The sequence below is a fragment of the Cecembia lonarensis LW9 genome (assembly GCF_000298295.1).
Classification (GTDB): domain Bacteria; phylum Bacteroidota; class Bacteroidia; order Cytophagales; family Cyclobacteriaceae; genus Cecembia; species Cecembia lonarensis.
This window is the reverse complement of sequence record NZ_AMGM01000300.1, coordinates 1-675: the sequence shown is the minus strand read 5'-3', so window position 1 is coordinate 675 and position 675 is coordinate 1. Positions and strand designations below refer to the sequence as shown.

The window sequence follows — 675 nt, the reverse complement described above, 5'->3', positions numbered from 1 at the left end:
AGTTTAGTTTATACCACCGCTATCCAAGCGGACGGGAAGATCATCATCGGGGGAGGGTTCAGCCAATACAACGGAGTGGCAATAAACCGCATCGCCCGGCTTAATCCGGACGGCAGCCTCGATACAGATTTTAACCCCGGCACGGGTGCGAACAGTACAGTACCACCGCTATCCAATCGGACGGGAAGCTCATCATCGGGGGAGATTTCAATTCTTACAACGGCGTGGGGAGAAACCGGATCGCCCGGCTGAATCCGGACGGCAGCCTCGATACAGATTTTAATCCCGGCACAGGGGCGAACATTGGCGTTTGGACCATCGCTATCCAATCGGACGGGAAGATCATCATCGGAGGAGATTTCACACAATACAACGAAGTAGGGAGAAACCGCATCGCCCGCCTGAATCCGGACGGCAGCCTCGATACTTCCTTTGCTCCCGGCACGGGGGCGAACAATAGAGTTCAGACCACCGCTATCCAATCGGACGGGAAGTTCATCATCGGGGGATTTTTCACGGAATACAATGGGGTTTCGAGAAACAGCATCGCCCGCTTGAATCCAAATGGCAGCCTCGATACTACTTTTGATCCCGGAACAGGGGCGAACAGTCAAATTAATACCACCGCTATCCAATCGGACGGGAAGATCATCATCGGGGGGAGTTTTCACCCAA

At 53.8% G+C, this 675-nt stretch carries 1 protein-coding gene and 1 pseudogene; both read left to right on the top strand.

Going from position 1 to position 675, the window contains the following annotated elements; all coding sequences use genetic code 11:
• On the top strand, window positions 1–252 hold a 252-nt coding region (locus B879_RS23370), incomplete at its 5' end, for a delta-60 repeat domain-containing protein (protein ID WP_238542254.1).
• Window positions 171–675, top strand: a pseudogene (locus tag B879_RS22405) (delta-60 repeat domain-containing protein); the annotation flags it as partial. The gene B879_RS23370 and the pseudogene B879_RS22405, both read left to right, overlap by 82 nt.